We start from the raw sequence: 18,307 nt of genomic DNA on the forward strand, positions 1-18,307 counted from the left end.
ACAGAGGGGAAAACATGATTAAAAAAGTCGACCATATCGGAATAGCTGTTAATTCATTAGAGAATGCACTGCCTTTTTATACGGAAGTATTACGTTTGCCACTATTAAAAATAGAAGTGGTTGAAAGCCAAAAGGTTAAAGTTGCATTTTTGCAGGCAGGGGAAACTAAACTCGAACTGCTGGAACCTATGTCAGAGGAAAGTACCATCGCAAAATTTATTGAAAAACGCGGTGAGGGTATTCACCATGTCGCACTTGGAGTAAACTCTATTGAAGAAAGAATTATGGAATTGAAAGAAAAAGGGATTCGTATGATTGATGAAAGCCCTAGGCTGGGCGCAGGGGGAGCACATATTGCTTTTATGCATCCAAAGTCGTCTTCCGGTGTATTATACGAGTTATGTGAAAAGAAAGGACTGAAGGGGTAACATGATCGACATCTATGAGAAAATTAACGAATTGTATGATAAGCGCAGAGAAGTTGAGCTAGGCGGCGGGGACGAGAGAATTGATAAACAGCATGAAAAAGGGAAACTGACCGCCCGAGAAAGAATTGAGCTTTTAGTTGATAAAGGAAGCTTTGTTGAACTAAATCCTTTTATTGAGCATCGCACCAATGATTTCGGGCTCGATGAACAAAAAGGGCCTGGCGACGGAGTTGTAACCGGTTACGGAAAGGTTAATGGCCGTCCGATTTATTTATTTTCCCAGGACTTTACTGTGTTTGGCGGTGCTTTAGGGGAAATGCATGCCAAAAAGATTGCTAATGTCATGGATTTAGCGGCGAAAAATGGCGCTCCATTTGTTGGTCTGAATGACTCGGGCGGCGCTAGAATACAGGAAGGTGTCGTCTCACTGGATGGCTATGGTCATATATTTTACCGTAATGCCATTTATTCAGGGGTCATTCCGCAAATTTCCGTTATTATGGGTCCGTGTGCCGGGGGTGCAGTTTATTCGCCAGCCATTACGGATTTTGTGTTTATGGTCGAAAAAACAAGCCAAATGTTTATTACCGGTCCAAAGGTAATTGAAACGGTAACGGGTGAAAAAATAAGTGCAGAAGACCTAGGCGGGGCGGATGTCCATAACTCGATTAGCGGGAACGCCCATTTCCGTGCTTCGACTGAAGCGGAAGTGCTCCAGGAAGTTCGAAAGCTCTTAGGTTACCTGCCGCAAAACAATGAAGAAAAACCGCCAAGGCTAAATTCGGAGGAAGAAAATGATTACCGTCCGGATTTAACAGACGTGATTCCATTTGATGCGGTAAGGCCTTATGATGTTCGAAAGGTGATTGAACAAGTTGTAGACGGCGATTCATTTATGGAAATTCAAAAGGATTTCGCTAAAAATATAGTTGTAGGGTTCGCTAGGATTAAGGGAGAACCGGTCGGTCTTGTCTGCAATCAGCCAAAGGTTATGGCTGGGGGACTAGATATCGATTCATCTGATAAAGCTTCAAGATTTATCAGAACCTGTGATGCGTTTAACATTCCTATTATAACTTTTGAAGATGTGACGGGTTTCTTCCCAGGTGTTAAGCAGGAGCACGGAGGAATCATCCGTCATGGTGCGAAGATTTTATTTGCTTATTCCGAAGCAACAGTACCTAAGCTTACAGTCATTTTAAGGAAGGCCTATGGCGGGGCGTACGTTGCCCTTAACAGTAAATCAATTGGAGCAGACCTTGTATTTGCATGGCCGAATGCCGAAATCGCGGTCATGGGTCCACAGGGTGCAGCTAATATTATTTTTTCGAAGGAAATTCAAAACAGTGAAAATCCTGAGCAAACAAGGCAGCAAAAGATTGAAGAATACCGCGAAAAATTTGCGAACCCATATGTGGCTGCATCAAGAGGAATGGTCGATGATGTCATTGACCCGCGGGAAACGAGAATCAAAATCATTCAAGCGCTAGAAATGCTCAGAAACAAAAAAGAATCGAGACCATATAAAAAACATGGAAATATTCCATTATAAATTGGCTATGTTAAAGCCCAATATTGAATTTTAACACTGTTGATTGGAGCGGAAGGCGCGATGACTCCTGCGGGAGTACGGGGCAGGGGAGCCCGCGGACCGCTCGCGCCTGGAGCGCAAATCAACAGCCAAGTTTAACAGTGCTTATTAAATTGTAAAAGGCAGGTCTAGGACCTGCCTTTTATTTGATGGTATGAATTTGAAAAGGTATACTGATATAGTGAGTACATAATCGGGAGGGTTTCTACTGATGATTAATCAGGAACGTCTTTTAAATGAATTTTTAGAACTTGTACAAATTGACTCGGAAACAAAATTTGAGACTGAAATTGCAAAGGTTTTAAAACAAAAATTTTCTGATTTAGGTCTTGAAGTTTTCGAAGACGATACAACGGCTGTAACCGGACATGGTGCAGGAAACTTAGTATGTAATTTAGCAGCTACTAAAGAAGGAATTGATCCGATTTATTTTACCTGCCATATGGATACCGTTACTCCTGCGAAAGGAGTAAAACCATCGATTAAGGATGGCTATGTTGTAACCGATGGTACAACAATCTTAGGTGCGGATGATAAAACAGGTATTTCTGTTATGCTTGAAACCATTCGTGTTTTAAAAGAACAGAGCATTGAGCACGGCTTAATTCAATTTGTTATTACGGTTGGTGAGGAAACAGGTTTAGTTGGTGCAAAAGCCCTTGACCCTTCCTTAATGAAAGCAAAATATGGCTACGCGCTTGATAGTGATGGTTTAGTTGGTAATGTGGTTGTAGCTGCTCCAACCCAGGCAAAAGTGAAAACGACTATTTATGGAAAAACAGCTCATGCCGGTGTCGCTCCAGAAAAAGGGGTTTCGGCGATCACCATCGCTGCCAAAGCAATTGCCAGAATGCCATTAGGAAGAATTGATCATGAAACCACAGCAAATATTGGCCGTTTTGAGGGTGGTTCTGCTACAAATATTGTTTGCGACCGAGTTGACATTCTAGCTGAAGCACGTTCCCTGATTCCTGAAAAAATGGAAGCTCAGGTCAGCAAGATGAAGGAAGCGTATGAAACAGTTGCAGCTGAAATGGGCGGAAGAGCAGAGGTAAATGTAGAAGTCATGTACCCAGGCTTCAAATTTGGCGAGGGTGATCAAGTAGTAGAAATCGCCCGAAAAGCTGCTGGGAAAATCGGGCGCAGCTGTGAATTGCAGCATAGCGGCGGTGGCAGTGATGCTAACGTAATCGCTGGATTTGGCATTCCTACAGTTAACCTTGCAGTTGGTTATGAAGAAATCCATACAACTAACGAACGCATGCCGATTGAAGAGCTATATAAGCTGGCAGAAATGACCATTGCGATTATTAACGAAGTAACCAATCAATAGGATTGAAGGAGAGCCAAGGGCTCTCCTTTTTGTTATACTTAAACTATCAATTGTTTTAGGAAGTGTGTCGGCTTGAAGGAAATGTATCCGAAGAATGGGCGTGTTATTTTACATGTTGATATGAATAGCTTTTACGCATCAGTTGAAATGGCGTATGACCCATCTTTAAAGGGAAAACCGCTAGCCATTGCCGGAAACGCAGAGGAAAGACGAGGAATTATCGTCACCTGCAGTTATGAAGCCAGGAAATTCGGTGTGAAAACAACAATGCCGCTATGGGAAGCAAAAAAGCTTTGTCCGCAGTTAATCGTAAAAACTCCCAATTTTGAGCGCTACCGGGCAGCGTCTAGGGGGATGTTTGACATTCTAAGACATTACACAACACTAGTAGAACCTGTTTCGATTGATGAGGGGTACATGGATATTACGGAAAGCTTTCAATTTGGCAGTCCAATTGAAATTGCAGAAAGCATCCAAAAAAGAATCCTTGAGCAGCTTGATTTACCCTGCAGCATTGGTATTGCTCCGAATAAATTTTTAGCAAAGATGGCATCAGATATGAAAAAGCCGATGGGGATTACTGTGCTTCGCAAGCGAGATATTCCAGTAGTGCTTTGGCCGTTAAATACAAACGAAATGCATGGAGTGGGTAATAAGACAGCAGAGAAACTTACGACTATTGGGATTCACACCATCGGTGATTTAGCAAAGGGGAACGAAATTCAATTAAAAACCCTATTAGGAATCAATGGAGTCCGCCTGAAAGAACGGGCAAATGGAATGGACCAACGGCCGGTTGATCCTGAATCAATTGAGGAGTTTAAAAGCATTGGCAACTCCACAACCCTGCCTCGAGACATCAGCAATCAACAAGAGCTTTTTCATGTCCTCGAGTCGTTAGCTGAAACAGTTTCTGTCAGGATAAAGCGAAAAAATGTTTTGGCTGCAACTCTAGGAATCACCATCCGTTATAAGGACCGACGAACAATCACTAGAAGTAGAAAATTACCAAACCCTGTTAATCATAAAGATGATATTGCAGCGTTTGCGAAACAGCTGTTTCTTAAATCCTGGAATGGTGATGCTATTCGCTTGTTGGGAATAACTGGTTTTGATCTGGTTGAACAGGATCAAGCTTTTAAACAGTTAGATATATTTTCATACGAACATGATGCCAAAAAGGAACCGTTACTTAAAACTCTTTCCGGCCTCCGTGAAAAGTATGGGAAAAATATTATTGAAATTGCTGGTACTCATAATGTTGACCCTGGTCATAAAATTGGCACAGGCACAAGCTTTAATAAGGATTTTCTTCGCTCTTTTCCCCAGAAAAAAGAGGAAGAAGAGTAAAAAGCTCCACATTGCCCATTTAGAGCCAGTGGAGCTTTATTTATTATTTGCACATATCTACTTCTAAATCTGTTACAGGCCACCAGAAGAAGCCGTCTTTTTCCAAAAGCTTATCTGCTGCATCTGGTCCCTTCGAACCGGATACATAATTTGGAAAGTCTGCTTTTGTTTTCTGCCATTCAGCTGAAATTTTGTCTACAAACGCCCAAGAATAGGCAACTTCATCCCAATGGGTGAAATTCGTGGCATCACCGCGCATACAGTCATAAAGCAGCTTTTCATACCCTTCAGGCGTATTCATTGCATGAATACCAGTATTTGCAAAGCTTAATCTTACTTCTTGTGCATCCAAATGACCACCTGCTTTTTTGGCATTTAGATGCAAAGTGATTCCCTCTTCTGGCTGAATATGAATAACAAGGAGATTTGGATTAAGCATTTTTTCGGTTTGGTAATATAGATTCATTGGAATATCTTTAAATTGAATGACAATTTTGGTGGATTTAACCTTTAGTCTTTTTCCTGTTCGAATATAAAAAGGAACGCCGGCCCAGCGGAAATTATCAATCATTACTTTTCCAGCCACATAGGTTTCAGTATTGGATTCTTTATCGACCATTGGCTCATCACGGTATTTTGGAACCGGATTTTCATCCATTTCACCTTCACCATATTGCCCGCGGACGAAATATTCATTTACTTCGTCACCTTCGACTGATCGGAGCGCACGGAACACTCTGACTTTTTCAGACCGAATTTCATCTGTTGTCAGACGGATTGGAGGCTCCATCGCTAGTAATGCCACCATTTGCATCATATGGTTTTGCAGCATATCTCTAAGGGCACCGCTAGACTCATAATAACGCCCGCGTTCTTCTACTCCAAGTGTTTCGCTGGAGGTAATTTGGATATTGGAAATGTATCGATTATTCCAAAGCGGTTCAAAAATGGCATTGGCAAAACGAATAACTTCGATATTCCGCACCATCTCTTTTCCTAAATAATGGTCGATTCGGTATACTTCTTTTTCCGAAAAGGCGGTTCGAATTTGCTTGTTTAATTCCTTTGCAGATTCTAAATCATGGCCGAATGGTTTTTCAATGACAAGCCGCTTGTAGCCCGATACATCTGTAAGTCCATCAGATTTTAAATGCAAGGCGATTGTGCCGAAAAATTCCGGTGCCATGGCTAAGTAAAAAATTCGGTTTCCTTCCAGTTTATGATGTTCATCAATTTGGTCGGCAAAGGTTTTTAAGGAGCCGTATGAACTTGAATCTGACACATCATGAGGTTGATAATAAAAATGCGAGATGAATTCATCAATATTTTCCTTGTTTCCAAGTGCCGAGACAACGGAGTCCTTTACAGATGCCTGAAAATCATCATTAGACATAGATTTCCTAGCAACGCCAATCACAGCAAATTTATGGAATTTCCCTTTATTGTATAACCGGTACAGAGAAGGGAAAAGCTTCCGTTTCGCTAAATCCCCAGTTGCTCCAAAAATCATGATTAAAGAAGTCATGTTTTCTTCCACGTTCAAAGCCCTCATTTCTATAGTTGGTTGCTTATGTAGTTTGTACTTAACAAGTATTTAATTTAGCGCTTATGATTAGGTTTCGCAAATATAATGATTTGCATGTATCAAATTAGTAGGACCTAACGGGCTGAGGAGCAATTCGCAGCAGTTTATGCTATAGTAATTGGAAGTAGGTTCTGTATAGAGAGGAGATTAGATTTTGGACATTTTTTTCTTAGGAACCGGCGCAGGCATGCCCGCAAAGCTTCGCAATGTCACTTCCATTGCCCTTAAACTATTGGAGGAACGCGGGGCGGTCTGGTTATTCGATGCCGGTGAAGCAACGCAGCACCAAATTTTACATACATCGATTAAACCCCGTAGAATTGAAAAAATCTTTATAACTCATCTTCATGGGGATCATATATACGGTCTTCCTGGCCTGTTATCGAGCCGTTCTTTTCAAGGTGGAGATACTGAAGTAACAGTGTATGGGCCGAAAGGGATCAAAGAATTTATTCATGTTAGTCTATCCTTAAGCCAAACCTATTTAAAGTATCCGTTGTCTGTTATTGAAATCTCCGAGGGGATTATTTTTGAAGATGATCAGTTCTCCGTCGAAGCTCGTTTGCTTGATCACGGAATCCCTTCCTACGGGTATCGGGTGGTCGAAAAGGACAGGCCCGGTACGTTGCTTGCCGATAAGTTAATTGAAGCAGGTGTCCAGCCAGGGCCGATTTTTAGAAAGATAAAGAACGGTGAAGCTATTACACTTGATGATGGCAGTATCATTGAGCCGCATCATTTTCTTGGTCCTGAGCAAAAGGGGAGAATCGTTACCATTTTAGGGGATACCCGATTTTGCGAAAATGCGATTTTGTTAGCAAAAAATGCTGATTTGTTGGTTCACGAATCGACCTTTTCAAAAGGAGAAGAAAAATTGGCTTCCGACTATTTTCATTCAACGACCCATCAGGCTGCAGAAATTGCCAGAAGTGCCGGATGTAAGCAGCTTTGCTTGACTCATATCAGTTCACGGTATGATCGACATGACTGGAAAGAATTAGTTGACGAAGCAAAAGAAATCTTTCCTAATACGGACATATCTGAGGATTTTAAAGAAATTAATATTCCGCTTAATTAATCAAAAAAAGCACTTACCTAAAAACTGGTAAGTGCTTTTTGTCTATTATACCCATCCGCGCTCGTATTGTTTTGGTCCTTCAATGCTGACACCAAGTTCTTTCGCCGCGGTTCTTGGCCAGTATGGATCTCTTAGTAATTCACGTGCTAAAAAGACTAATTCGGCCCGTTCGTTTTGTAAAATTTCTTCTGCCTGAATCCCGGAAGTGATTAAGCCAACTGCACCGGTAGGGATATCAGCACCATTCTTAATCGTTTCGGCATATTTAACCTGATAGCCCGGGTAAACATTAATGCGTGCTGGAACGACTGCACCTGAGCTTACGTCAATTAAATCGACACCCTGTTCTTTCATCCACTGAGAGAAGGTTACATAATCTTCCGGTTTTAAGCCTTCTTCATGGTAATCATGAGCGGAAACACGCACAAAGAGGGGCCCCTCCCAAACTTCTTTGATGGCATCAATGACTTCTTGCAAGAACCGGTAACGATTTTCAGCTGATCCTCCGTATTCATCGGTTCTTTTGTTGGAAAGAGGTGAAAGGAATTCGTTTATCAAATATCCATGGGCCCCGTGAATCTCAATTACATCAAAGCCAGCCCTGGCAGCCCGCTCGGCACCCTTCTTAAAAGCCTCCACGGTTTCTTCAATTTCGGATTTTGTCATTTCCTTTGGCGTTTTCATTTTATCATTGAAAGCGAGCGCGGAAGGAGCAACAATTTCTCCTTCTAGCATCGCTTTTCGACCTGCGTGGGCAAGCTGAATGCCCATTTTGGCCCCATGTTCTTTCCCAAGCTTAACTAGTTCTTGGAATCCTGCTATATGGTCATCATTCCAGATGCCTAAATCCTGTGGTGAAATCCGTCCCTGAGGTGTAACGGCTGTTGCTTCTACAATAATGAGGCCGACCTGGCCCACTGCCCTGCTTGTGTAATGGGTGCGATGCCAGTTTTGAAGATGCCCATCCTCATTATGACTGGAATACATGCACATTGGTGACATGACAATTCTGTTTTTGAATGTCACACCTTTAATTGTATAAGGAGAAAATAATTTAGCTGTCATGTTAAGGAGCCTCCATCAACTGTTATATTATCAATCTTAGTATAGCAAAAGGCTCCAAGATAATTAAAAATTCTGCTTCAGTCGTTATCTCTAAGCTCGCTTAATCGGTAGGTGGTGCCTCTCCAGACTATTCCCCCCCGTTTAAACGTAAGGATGCTTGCTCTAATAATTGAATAAATAAACAGCAATGCCGTAATCGGAAATACGGCAAAAAGAAAAGGGGAGAATCGCGTCATTTTCTTCACGATCATCCAATACAGAATGCCGCTCGCAGCAATATTGCCTAAACTGAGCAGGGCAATGGTTTTATTTTTTGAAAAAATAGTCACAAAGGGAAGCACATGAGTGACAAAGACTCCAAATATCGAGAAAAGGACCATGCTGATTCGATAATTTAGTCCGGCAAAAGTATTTTTTTCAAGACCAACAAATGCCTCTTTTAAGCTGCCATACCATTCGACTTCAATTAATTTGAGCGCGGTGGCAATTCTTTGCCGGAATCCTGCTTTTTTCATTTTCATCCCCAGCTGCAAATCATCATCCGGACGCATTTTCACTTTTTCATGTGTACCAAACTGTTCATAGGCCGCTTTTGATACGAGATTAAACGCCCCGATTCCCGTGCCGATTTTCGACTTTGGGTTATTTGCAGACCATGGCCGTTTAAAATAGGAGAAGCCAAATAGAAAGAAGGCGATAAAGGTTTTCAGCCAAAAATGGGTTGCGTTTAGATTTGGGGCTGCCGTTAAATGATCAAGCTGGTGTTTGTCAAAATAATGGAGGGCCTTAGCGAATGCTTCTTCTTCATACTTTACATCCGCATCGGTAAACAATAGCCATTTACCGGAGGCCTTTAGAGAGCCTTGATATAAGGCATGATTTTTCCCAAGCCAGCCCTCAGGCAAGTCCTTAATGTGGAGAACTTTTATTCGCGAGTCTAGTTCCATTAATTCATCCATGATTTTTCCGGTATGATCAATTGAACGGTCATTGACAAGAATCCATTCCACATGTTTATAGGTTTGCTTCAGTTGACTGATAATGCTTGATTTTATTTGTTTCTCTTCATTACGGGCTGCCACAATTACCGACAATAATGGCCCATTTTCTAAGCATTCTTCGCTTTCAAGCGAGTCTAAATTTTTAAAACCGAAATGAGCATCTATGAGAAAAACAATCCAAACCAGGATGCCCAAGGAGAATAAAATAGTAAGTATGGTGTCCATATCCTCAGCCCTCTAAAATCATGTGTTTACTATTAGTTTAAGAGAACTGTGGATTACGATACAACTTTTTAAAATGTTTTTCCTACTTTAAGCTGTGAACAGAGGGCATCTCCCATTTTCCTAGATTGGGCAGTTGCTGCTTTAATACAGGAAATGAATGCCTCTTGAACCCCGTTTTCCTCTAAAATCCGAATGCCGGCTTCCGTAGTGCCGCCTGGACTTGTCACTTCTTTCCGCAATTGTGTCGAAGTTTTACTGGAGTTTTTAACCATCTCTGCCGCTCCAATTAACGTTTGCACAATTAGTTCACTTGCCATTTCCTTTTCCAATCCAACCTCTACTGCACTTTTTTCCATTGCTTCAATCAGGTAATAAATATAGGCTGGTCCGCTGCCGGACAAACCAGTTACAGCATCGAGCTGTTCTTCGGCAACAAAGGCTGCCAAGCCGACTGTTCCAAACAGCTTTTTTGTAGTTTCTAGCTGTTCTGTGGTGACACGGTTATTAACAGCGAAGGCGGTCGCCGATTTTCCTACTGCCGCAGATGTATTAGGCATGGACCTGGCGATGGAGAGGGATTTATTCGCTAGAGTCTCAATCGTATTCATCGAAACCCCCGCTAGAACGGAAACTACCAGCATTTGCTCGGTTAAATGCCCGCGGATATAGTCGATTGCCGATGACGCATCCTTTGGCTTCATCGCTAACATGACAATGTCGGCCCCATCAAAAAGTACATTCAAATCATACGTTCCCCGGACACCATATCGTTCTTCTAGACGATGTAATCGTTCTTGATTCGAATTATTTGTTACCCATACATTTTTTCTATCAATTAATCCATTTTCTAGAATGCCGGAAATAAAGGCTTCAGCCATCGAACCTGCGCCAACAATTGCGATTTTTTTCATTTATAAATCCTCCTTAAAGTTTTCGAATAAAACAAAAAAGACCCTTCATCCACAAAGGACGAAAGGTCTAGCTTCCGCGGTACCACCTTCATTTACCCAAGTTGGAACAATTCACAACAGGGTTCACTCGACTCCGTTAACGCCGGACATACGTTAGGTTTTCCTAAATGCTCATAAGGTAGGTTCAATGATTAAGAGGGCGGTGAAGCCTTTCAGCCTTCGAACTTCACTCTCTTTCGCCATTTCTCATTTACTGGCCTTACTCATCGCTTCGAACAAATGAAATTTTAATAGTGATTATGCAAGAAAAATAGCCTGTCTGTCAAGGGATAAATTTATAGAATTTTTTATTTTTTCAAAAAAATTATGTAAATATAATGACATTGGAAAAAATAATCGTTACACTTTAAATTAACCATTATGTTAAGGGGTTTTGAAAATGACTGAATGGAAAGATGGAATTGCCAAGATCACGTTGCCGACTCCTTTTGCCGTTGGCGATGTTAATGTTTATTTAATTAGGGGGGAACGTTTAACGCTTGTTGATACGGGAGCGAAAACGGAAGAATCATGGAATTCCCTTACAGAACAAATGGCTGAATTAGATTTAAGCCCTCAGGATATCGAGCAGGTAGTTCTTACTCATCATCACCCTGATCATGCCGGGATGCTCGATTTTTTTCCCGATCCGTTAGAGGTGTATGGGCACCCGCTGAATGAAAGATGGATTCATCCAAATGAAACTTTTTTTCAAGAACAAGAACATTTTTTCATAGAGCATTTTAAGGAGTTCGGATTACCTGAGGAATATTTTGCGATACTTCCAAAACTAAGAAAGACGATGAAGTATATGTGTAATCGGCCGCTTACCGGACATCTCTTGGAGGGAATGAGACCTCCGGGACTACACGACTGGAAAGTAATCGGAACCCCAGGTCATGCCCAAAGTCAAATAGCGCTTTTTAGGGAAAAGGACGGAGTTTTGATTGGCGGGGATTTAATACTTGCCCATATTTCACCTAATCCATTACTTGAGCCGCCGGCGCCTGGAGAAAAAGAGAGGCCAAAGCCGCAGCTTCAGCATAACGATTCGATGAAAAAGCTGCTTCACTATCCAATTCATTGTGTCTATACCGGTCATGGTGATGAAGTCTATCAGTTAGCTGAACTAATTGAAAAAAGGCTAACTCGCCAGCATGAACGTGCGATGACGGTAAAAACTTGGCTGGAGGAAGAGGAACTTACTGTATTTCAAATCTGCCAGCGGCTGTTTCCATCCGTCTATCAGCGTGAATTGATGTTGACGATTTCGGAAACGGTTGCTCAGCTTGACTATTTGGATTCTATCGGGGAGATTATTAGTAGAGATGGTCAGCCTGTGGTTTATCAATCAAAACCACGGGATTAACTCTGATGGGGTGTATAAATGGTTAGGGAACAGTTAAAGGATAAAAATATTGTGATTACCGGTGCATCCGGGGGGATTGGAGCGGAAATTGCCAAGCTTTGTGCGGCAAGCGGCGCTAATCTTGTCCTCCTGGCACGAAGCCTCGATAAGCTTGAACAGCTGAAGGCAGTATTGCAGCGAAAGTATCAAGTAAGAGTGGATGTTTTTCAGCTTGATGTGTCGGATACTGATCAAGTTCAAAGCGTTTTTAAGCAGATTTTTGCAGAAATAGGACAAGTAGACATACTTGTCAATAATGCAGGCTTTGGGGTCTTTCGTGAAGCGCATGAAGCCCCGATTGATGAAATTAAGGGAATGTTTGAAGTAAATGTCGTTGGGCTGATGGCCTGTACCAACATGGTGCTGCCGAAAATGCGAGAGCGGCGCTTTGGGCATATTATTAATATTGCTTCACAAGCTGGAAAAATTGCCACTCCGAAATCGAGTGTCTATTCTGCCACTAAGCATGCTGTTCTTGGCTACACCAATGCTCTTAGGATGGAGCTTTCCGACTATAATGTTCAGGTAACCTCCGTGAATCCAGGGCCAATTGCCACTAATTTTTTTAACATTGCCGATGAAAAGGGCACTTATGTTAAAAATGTTCAACGGTATATGCTTCAGCCTGAGTATGTGGCAAAGAAGGTAGTTGGCAGCATGCTGACGAAAACGAGGGAGATCAATTTGCCGCGCTGGATGAATTTTGGAAGTGTTGCCTATGTTCTATTTCCTCGGTTGTTCGAGCGGCTGGGAAAACGAATGCTCAGTTCTAAGTAAGGGAAAAGCTGCCTGGTTAAGGCGGCTTTTTCTATGGGAGCAATTCTATAAAAATGTTATAATGGGTAATCTAAATGACCTCAGGAAGGAGTCCGCTTTTGAATATAAGATTACACCAAAAAATGATTAAAGAAATGTGCGGGACTGTCTCCTTCAAAAGAGGCGAGGCTTTTTACCGTTCCAACAAAGTAACTTTTGAAAATTACGTTCCTGACCGATGTGAAGCAATAGTATCTGGAACTGAGGATTTCCATGTTGTGATTGAAAGGGAAAACAACGGTAGTTTTCGATCAAAGTGCACCTGTCCTGTGTTGACCTCCTTTCAAAAGGATTGTCAGCATATTGCGGCGGTATTGCTAGCCATCCATGACCATCAACGTAAAGGAACTACTCCCTTTCAAGAGGTTTCTTCAAACAGTGGGGAGAATTTAGCTGATGGCGTGCTGAACCTCTTCAATAACCAGCCGATACGTTCTAGTGGGCATCAGCTCCATTTTGAAAATAGAACCGCGCTTGAAGTTGAACTTACCTGTGAACCCATTTTGATTAACGAACAGTACCTACTCGGAATGGAGATAAAGATTGGACCAATAACAGTACCAAACATCCGGGACTTTCTTAGCGCCGTTGATCAGGGACGGCCAATTATGCTTTCTAGCCTATTCAGATATGAACCTTACTTGCATTGCTTTCAGCCTGAAATTGATTCCGTGATTAAGAAACTAATACAAGTGATTCAAGATAATAAGCACATTGGCGAGTCAGAACTTCTTCCTATTCCGCCATCTTCCTGGAAGGAGCTTCAGCCATTGCTTACGAAGGCACCATTGGTGAAGCTTAAATACAATGGCAATACCTATGATAGTTTAATTGTTACGGCCGAGCTGCCTCCGTTAAAGTTTGAATTTAGCGAGGCGGAAGACACTGGCTATTTTCTTAAGGTCAATGGATTATCTAATATGATTATCTTGGATTCTTACGGGTCTGTTTTATCAGCAGGGAAAATCGTCACGATGAATACAGAGGACTGCCAGCGGTTGTCCAATCTTAACCACTTGCTGGATGCATCCGGTACGAATCAAATTTCCATCCCTCAGGTACAAATTCAGCATTTTTTAGAAAAAGTAGTTCCTGGCTTAAAAAAAATAGGTTATGTCCAGCTTTCTGATGGATTGGTAAAAGAGTATATGAAAACGCCGCTGATTGCCAAATTGTACTTGGACCGGGTGAAAAATCGCCTGCTGGCCGGGCTGGAGTTTCATTATGATTATGTTGTTATCAACCCTTTGGAGAAGCAGGATATTCATGCTGGTTCAAGAGTAATCCGAGATGAGGAAAAGGAGAGCCAGATTTTGCAGCTTATGGAGGAGAGTTCATTTTCCAAAACTGAAGGCGGTTATTACCTTCACAATGAAGAATTAGAATATGCGTTTCTTTACCATACTGTCCCGAAGCTTCAAAAGCTAGTGCAAATTTATGCCACAACAGCTGTAAGAAACAGGATTTTTAGAGAGAATCCCCGCCCGGGCTTGAGAGTTAAGGTGAAAAAAGAACGAACAAACTGGCTTGAATTTAAATTTGAACTAGGAATTCCGGAGCAGCAAATTAAAGAAGTTTTAGCGGCCTTAGAGGAAAAGCGGAAATATTATCGGCTCCGTAATGGTGCGCTATTGTCGTTGGAGACACGGGAGTTTAAGGAAATTCAACGGTTTTTAGCGGAAATACCCGCGGAGAAGAAAAATCTTGAAGACAGCTTCGAGCTATCGATAATGCAGGGACTGCCGCTGCTTGATTCCGTTGACGACAGTCAGGTGTTCATCGCAGAAGAATCCTTCCGTCAGTTCCTCGAAAGTCTCCGCAATCCCGGCAGCTTGGAGTTTGTGGTGCCATCTAGTTTAGAGCCGATTTTACGCGACTATCAAAAACGCGGTTACAAGTGGATGAAAACACTGGCCCATTACGGGTTTGGCGGAATTCTGGCTGATGATATGGGCCTTGGAAAAACGCTGCAAAGCATCACGTTTATTTTATCAGAGCTTTCGATTATCCGTTCAAAGAAGCAGCCAGTTCTAATCGTCTGTCCTTCCTCTTTATCGTATAATTGGCTGAGTGAAATAATGAAATTCACTTCGGAAATTCAAGCTGTTGTCGTGGATGGCAATCAAGCTGAGAGGCAACGTATCCTGAAGGAAGCTTTGCAAATGGACGTGGTTATTACTTCGTATCCTTTGCTTCGGCGGGATCTCAAATGGTACGAGAAACAAGAGTTCCACACTGTCTTTTTTGATGAAGCTCAAGCCTTTAAGAACCCGCTAACTCAAACGGCACGAGCGGTAAAAAGGCTTAAGGCGGATTATCGGTTTGCCTTGACCGGAACACCGGTGGAAAATTCTCTCGAAGAACTCTGGTCTATTTTTCATGTCGTCTTTCCTGAACTATTTCGTGGCTTAAAGGAATTCTCAAACCTATCAAGGAAAAAGATCTCTCGGAGAGTCCGTCCATTCTTATTGCGCAGGATGAAGGAGGACGTCGTTTCCGAGCTTCCGGAAAAATTAGAGTTTACGGAATCAGCAGAACTTCTTCCAGATCAAAAGAAGCTGTATGCCGCGTATTTGGCCAAGCTTCGAGAGGATACACTTAAGCATTTGGACAAGGAAACTATCCGGAAGAACCGGATAAAAATCCTCGCAGGTTTAACGCGCTTGCGGCAGATTTGCTGCCATCCGGCTTTGTTTGTGGACGGTTACAAAGGCAGCTCTGCAAAATTTGAAATGCTGATGAGACTTATTGAGGAATCCATGCTTTCAGGAAGGCGGGTGTTGATTTTCTCCCAGTTTACAAAAATGCTCGGCATTATAGGGAGAAATTTAGCGGTTAAGGACCTTCCTTTTTTCTATCTTGATGGGGCTATTCCGTCTGAAGAACGCTTGGAAATCTGCAATCGATTTAATGAAGGGGAACGTGATTTTTTCCTTATTTCGCTTAAGGCTGGCGGTACAGGGCTTAATTTGACGGGAGCGGACACGGTCATTTTGTATGACATTTGGTGGAATCCGGCGGTCGAGGAACAGGCCGCAGACCGGGCCCATCGCATTGGCCAGAAAAATGTTGTCCAGGTCATCAAGCTTGTTTCCCGGGGCACCATCGAAGAGAAAATCAGCGAACTGCAGGACAAAAAAAGACAGCTGATTGAAGAAATCATTGACTCCGAGGAGCAGGGCAATTTCGTATTAACCGAAGAGGATATACAAGAAATACTATCTTAAACTTCATGAGGACAGAATCATTGGCTTTCCTGCTATTTTTGTCCTCATGAGCCTTTCATGAGGACAAAATCCTAGGTTTTCCTACTGTTTTTGTTCTCATGAGCCCTTCATGAGGACAACATTCTAGGTTTTCTCGCTATTTTTGTTCTCATGAGCCCTTCATGAGGACAACATTCTAGGTTTTATCGCTATTTTTGTTCTCATGAGCCTTTCATGAGGACAGCATCCTAGGCTTTCCTGCTATTTTTGTCCTCATGAGTTCTCTTTATTGTGTTAAAAATTCATACACCGTATCATTTACTACCTCATATAAATCCGCAGTCGGTTCTTCGTCTTTTGTTTGAAGAATCCGATTCACAAGTGCTTCCAAATCTTTCTCATCAACAGGCAGCGAATCCGCCTCATAATACTGTTTAAAACAATTCTTGATCATTTTAACGACTAGTTTTTTCTCCATAAAAAGCACCTCATCGTTATTATACTGTTTTACTGCTTAATCTCCATCTAAAAAAACAGTCAAAAATTTTCCATTGAATGAGAACGTATATTCGCTTATCATAATAAATATAATAATAAAGAACGAATGTTCTACTTTTTGAAAAACTGTGAGGGGAAAGCCATGGTGGATTATAGCACACTGCCGCAAAATAAAATTCTATGTGTGGATATGAAGAGCTTTTATGCAAGCTGTTCGGCTGTTATGAGAGGTCTTGACCCATTGAATTGCTATTTAGCGGTGGCTGGCAACTTGGATCGGCAGGGAAGTGTCGTGCTTGCTGCTTCCCCGCGCCTCAAAAAGGAATTTGGGATTAAAACAGGTTCACGGCTATTCGAGATTCCAAAAGACCCAAGAATTCAAATTGTTGAGCCAAAGATGGCAACTTATTTACGTGTTTCAACTGAAATTTCCCGTGTCTTTAACCGCTACGTTCCAAAAGAAGCCATCCATACGTACAGCGTCGATGAAAGCTTTATTAAAGTCGATGGCGCGCTTCATTTATGGGGGGATGCCCGGACGATTGCTGAAAAAATAAAGGACGATATTGAACGGGAATTTCAGCTGCCGTGCGCCGTCGGCATTGGCCCGAACATGCTCATGTCAAAGCTTTGTCTGGATTTGGACGCAAAGAAAAAAGGAGTGGCCGAGTGGACGTATGACGATGTAAAGACAAAGCTTTGGAACGTATCCCCACTTAGGGAAATGTGGGGAATTGGCCGGCGTGTCGAAAAGACATTAAACGGAATGGGGATTTTTACGGTTGGTCAGCTGGCCCGCTATGATTTAGAAAAGCTGGAAAAGAAGTTCGGAATTATGGGGAACCAGCTTTATCATCATGCCTGGGGAGTGGATCTTTCTGAGCTGGGAGCCCCAATCATTCAAGGGCAAATCAGCTTTGGAAAAAGCCAAATTCTCTTAAGGGATTATAAAGAGGAAAAGGAAATCAAGGCCGTTATTTTAGAAATGTGCGAGGAAGTGGCCCGGAGAACAAGAACGCGCCGAAAGGCAGGGAGAACCATTAGTCTCAGCGTCGGTTACAGCCAAGATGAATTTGGCGGCGGCTTTCATCGCTCCCGTACGATCAGGCAGCCAACAAATGAAACGATGGAACTTTACCGCGTCTGCCTTGAATTGTTTCATGAAAATTATACAGGCAAGACGGTAAGGCAAATTGCGATTGCTCTCGGAAATATAGTCGACGACAGCGAGCTTCAGCTTGATCTTTTTGACTTGGGGGCTTACAAGAGGCGGGAGCTTGGCTATGTAGTGGATTCGGTCCGCCGGCGCTTCGGTTCAGGCTCGCTGCTGCGCGCTGTTTCCTATACAACCGCTGGAACTGCAAAGCATAGGGCAACACTAGTAGGCGGACATAAAATGTAATTGGGAAAGAAGGTAGAGGCGTATGACGATTCGCGACCGCGGCAGAATCAAATGGACGTCGATGATGCTTCCTGAGCATGTGAAATTGCTCCGGGATTGGGTAAAAGAGGATGAATACGAACAGAAAAGAGAAATGGATGAGCAGCAGCTCGAGCTCATGAATGAGACCTTGTCGGAAGCAATTGAATTTGATCAATACGTTACAATTACGCATTACCATAACCGGAACTATGAAATTGTGATTGGCAAAATTCATTACTGGGACGAAATGGTCCAAAGGCTTCATGTAGTAGACCGCTTTGAAGAAGTGCACCGGATTCCCATAGATGCGATTGCCGATATAAGGCTGACGGACACATAAAAAAGCGCGG

At 42.4% G+C, this 18,307-nt stretch carries 15 protein-coding genes; 10 read left to right on the plus strand and 5 right to left on the minus strand.

Annotated elements, in window-relative coordinates; translation table 11 throughout:
• The first annotated feature begins 14 nt into the window (after positions 1-14).
• The 4 genes from mce to PH210_RS10420 all read left to right on the plus strand — a co-directional run bounded on the left by mce (position 15) and on the right by PH210_RS10420 (position 4,702).
• Complete coding sequence (gene mce / locus PH210_RS10405; protein WP_223591516.1) at positions 15-428, plus strand: methylmalonyl-CoA epimerase; 414 nt, start codon at positions 15-17, stop codon at positions 426-428.
• Position 429: 1 nt separating this feature from the next.
• The gene (locus PH210_RS10410; RefSeq protein WP_289985153.1) at positions 430-1,980 is read left to right on the plus strand and encodes an acyl-CoA carboxylase subunit beta; all 1,551 of its coding nucleotides are present in this window, start codon (positions 430-432) and stop codon (positions 1,978-1,980) included.
• Between the two features lie 250 nt (positions 1,981-2,230).
• Positions 2,231-3,352, plus strand: a complete 1,122-nt coding sequence (locus tag PH210_RS10415; RefSeq protein WP_289985154.1) for a M20/M25/M40 family metallo-hydrolase — start codon at positions 2,231-2,233, stop codon at positions 3,350-3,352.
• Between the two features lie 72 nt (positions 3,353-3,424).
• Positions 3,425-4,702, plus strand: a complete 1,278-nt coding sequence (locus PH210_RS10420; protein WP_289985155.1) for a DNA polymerase IV — start codon at positions 3,425-3,427, stop codon at positions 4,700-4,702.
• A 43-nt stretch (positions 4,703-4,745) separates the two neighbouring features.
• Here the strand turns inward: PH210_RS10420 and zwf are convergent, their stop codons facing one another.
• Entirely contained in the window at positions 4,746-6,212 is a 1,467-nt protein-coding gene (gene zwf / locus PH210_RS10425) for a glucose-6-phosphate dehydrogenase (protein WP_289985498.1), read from the minus strand.
• Positions 6,213-6,441: 229 nt separating this feature from the next.
• Here zwf and rnz point away from each other — a divergent pair, with 229 nt between their 5' ends.
• On the plus strand, positions 6,442-7,365 hold the full coding sequence (rnz, locus tag PH210_RS10430) for a ribonuclease Z (RefSeq protein WP_289985156.1): 924 nt from the start codon (positions 6,442-6,444) through the stop codon (positions 7,363-7,365).
• Positions 7,366-7,410: 45 nt separating this feature from the next.
• On the opposite strand, the gene namA is transcribed toward rnz, so the two are convergent.
• The 3 genes from namA to proC form a co-directional block, all read right to left on the minus strand.
• Positions 7,411-8,430, minus strand: a complete 1,020-nt coding sequence (gene namA, locus PH210_RS10435; protein ID WP_289985157.1) for an NADPH dehydrogenase NamA — start codon at positions 8,428-8,430, stop codon at positions 7,411-7,413.
• A gap of 77 nt (positions 8,431-8,507) precedes the next feature.
• Positions 8,508-9,656 carry a glycosyltransferase family 2 protein gene (locus tag PH210_RS10440; protein ID WP_289985159.1) on the minus strand — a complete coding sequence of 383 codons (1,149 nt, stop codon included), beginning with the start codon at positions 9,654-9,656 and terminating at the stop codon, positions 8,508-8,510.
• A gap of 68 nt (positions 9,657-9,724) precedes the next feature.
• A complete protein-coding gene (gene proC / locus PH210_RS10445; RefSeq protein WP_289985160.1) occupies positions 9,725-10,567 on the minus strand; it encodes a pyrroline-5-carboxylate reductase in 843 nt (280 codons plus the stop codon).
• 439 nt (positions 10,568-11,006) lie between these two features.
• On the opposite strand from proC, the gene PH210_RS10450 reads away from it, so the two are divergent.
• The 3 genes from PH210_RS10450 to PH210_RS10460 all read left to right on the plus strand — a co-directional run bounded on the left by PH210_RS10450 (position 11,007) and on the right by PH210_RS10460 (position 16,057).
• Positions 11,007-11,975, plus strand: coding sequence for an MBL fold metallo-hydrolase (locus PH210_RS10450; protein ID WP_289985162.1), 969 nt, complete (start codon positions 11,007-11,009; stop codon positions 11,973-11,975).
• Between the two features lie 18 nt (positions 11,976-11,993).
• Positions 11,994-12,791 carry an SDR family NAD(P)-dependent oxidoreductase gene (locus tag PH210_RS10455; protein ID WP_289985164.1) on the plus strand — a complete coding sequence of 266 codons (798 nt, stop codon included), beginning with the start codon at positions 11,994-11,996 and terminating at the stop codon, positions 12,789-12,791.
• Positions 12,792-12,889: 98 nt separating this feature from the next.
• A complete protein-coding gene (locus tag PH210_RS10460) occupies positions 12,890-16,057 on the plus strand; it encodes a DEAD/DEAH box helicase (RefSeq protein ID WP_289985166.1) in 3,168 nt (1,055 codons plus the stop codon).
• Between the two features lie 265 nt (positions 16,058-16,322).
• Here the strand turns inward: PH210_RS10460 and PH210_RS10465 are convergent, their stop codons facing one another.
• Complete coding sequence (locus tag PH210_RS10465) at positions 16,323-16,514, minus strand: YqzH family protein (protein WP_289985167.1); 192 nt, start codon at positions 16,512-16,514, stop codon at positions 16,323-16,325.
• A gap of 162 nt (positions 16,515-16,676) precedes the next feature.
• Here PH210_RS10465 and PH210_RS10470 point away from each other — a divergent pair, with 162 nt between their 5' ends.
• Positions 16,677-17,936 carry a Y-family DNA polymerase gene (locus PH210_RS10470; protein WP_289985168.1) on the plus strand — a complete coding sequence of 420 codons (1,260 nt, stop codon included), beginning with the start codon at positions 16,677-16,679 and terminating at the stop codon, positions 17,934-17,936.
• Positions 17,937-17,958: 22 nt separating this feature from the next.
• Complete coding sequence (locus PH210_RS10475) at positions 17,959-18,297, plus strand: YolD-like family protein (protein WP_289985170.1); 339 nt, start codon at positions 17,959-17,961, stop codon at positions 18,295-18,297.
• Positions 18,298-18,307: the final 10 nt, after the last annotated feature.

It is taken from the genome of Paenibacillus sp. BSR1-1 (genome assembly GCF_030403775.1).
GTDB lineage: Bacteria > Bacillota > Bacilli > Bacillales > Cytobacillaceae > Neobacillus.

Coding starts and splice junctions, on each gene's coding strand:
- PH210_RS10450 (WP_289985162.1), top strand. CDS start 11,007: ATGACTGAATGGAAAGATGGAATTGCCAAGATCACGTTGCCGACTCCT.
- PH210_RS10465 (WP_289985167.1), bottom strand. CDS start 16,514: ATGGAGAAAAAACTAGTCGTTAAAATGATCAAGAATTGTTTTAAACAG.
- PH210_RS10415 (WP_289985154.1), top strand. CDS start 2,231: ATGATTAATCAGGAACGTCTTTTAAATGAATTTTTAGAACTTGTACAA.
- zwf (WP_289985498.1), bottom strand. CDS start 6,212: ATGATTTTTGGAGCAACTGGGGATTTAGCGAAACGGAAGCTTTTCCCT.
- PH210_RS10470 (WP_289985168.1), top strand. CDS start 16,677: ATGGTGGATTATAGCACACTGCCGCAAAATAAAATTCTATGTGTGGAT.
- mce (WP_223591516.1), top strand. CDS start 15: ATGATTAAAAAAGTCGACCATATCGGAATAGCTGTTAATTCATTAGAG.
- PH210_RS10440 (WP_289985159.1), bottom strand. CDS start 9,656: ATGGACACCATACTTACTATTTTATTCTCCTTGGGCATCCTGGTTTGG.
- proC (WP_289985160.1), bottom strand. CDS start 10,567: ATGAAAAAAATCGCAATTGTTGGCGCAGGTTCGATGGCTGAAGCCTTT.
- PH210_RS10410 (WP_289985153.1), top strand. CDS start 430: ATGATCGACATCTATGAGAAAATTAACGAATTGTATGATAAGCGCAGA.
- namA (WP_289985157.1), bottom strand. CDS start 8,430: ATGACAGCTAAATTATTTTCTCCTTATACAATTAAAGGTGTGACATTC.
- PH210_RS10475 (WP_289985170.1), top strand. CDS start 17,959: ATGACGATTCGCGACCGCGGCAGAATCAAATGGACGTCGATGATGCTT.
- PH210_RS10455 (WP_289985164.1), top strand. CDS start 11,994: ATGGTTAGGGAACAGTTAAAGGATAAAAATATTGTGATTACCGGTGCA.